The 740-nt window shown below is 67.7% G+C and carries 1 protein-coding gene; it reads left to right on the forward strand.

Annotated features, from left to right (window positions below; translation table 11 throughout):
- Positions 1–740: AMP-binding protein (locus ACX4ZE_RS22895; protein WP_480275532.1), on the forward strand; the 740-nt coding region annotated here is incomplete at both ends.

Raw genomic sequence — 740 nt, forward strand, 5'->3', positions numbered from 1 at the left:
GGAGGTGGTGCGGTCGCCGGTGGAGTTGTGGGAGTTGGTGGTGCGGGTGGGGGTGACGGTTTTGAGTCAGACGCCGTCGGCGTTTTATGAGTTGGTCGAGGCCGAGGAGTTGTGTGCGGTGGATGTGCGGGCGGGGTCGGTGTTGCGGATGGTGGTGTTCGGTGGGGAGCGGTTGGATGTGCGTCGGGTGCGGGGGTGGTTGCCTGCTGCGCGGCCGGGGGGTCCGGTGTTGGTGAATATGTATGGCATCACCGAGACCACGGTGCATGTCACCCATATCGCCCTCGACGACGCGGCTGGTGATGGGGTGGGGAGTCCGATCGGGGTGCCGCTGGCGAATGCGCGGGTTTATGTCCTTGACCATTGGTTGCGTCCGGTGCCGGTGGGGGTGACCGGTGAGGTGTATGTCGCGGGAACCGGGGTGGCGCGTGGTTATGTTTCGCGACCGGAATTGACCGTGGCGCGGTTCGTTGCTTCCCCGTTCGGGGACGTGGGGCAGCGGGTGTATCGGACCGGGGATGTGGCGCGGTGGACGGCGGCGGGGGTGTTGGAGTTCGTGGGGCGGGTCGATGAGCAGGTGAAGGTTCGGGGGTTTCGGGTGGAGCCGGGGGAGGTGGCGGCGGTACTGGGGTCGCATCCGGGGGTGGGGCAGGCGGTGGTGGTGGCGCGGGAGGCGCCTGGGGTGGGGGCGGGCACACAGTTGGTGGGGTATGTGGTTTTCGATCGGTCGGGTGTGGTGG

Source organism: Nocardia sp. TBRC8007, assembly GCF_056629435.1.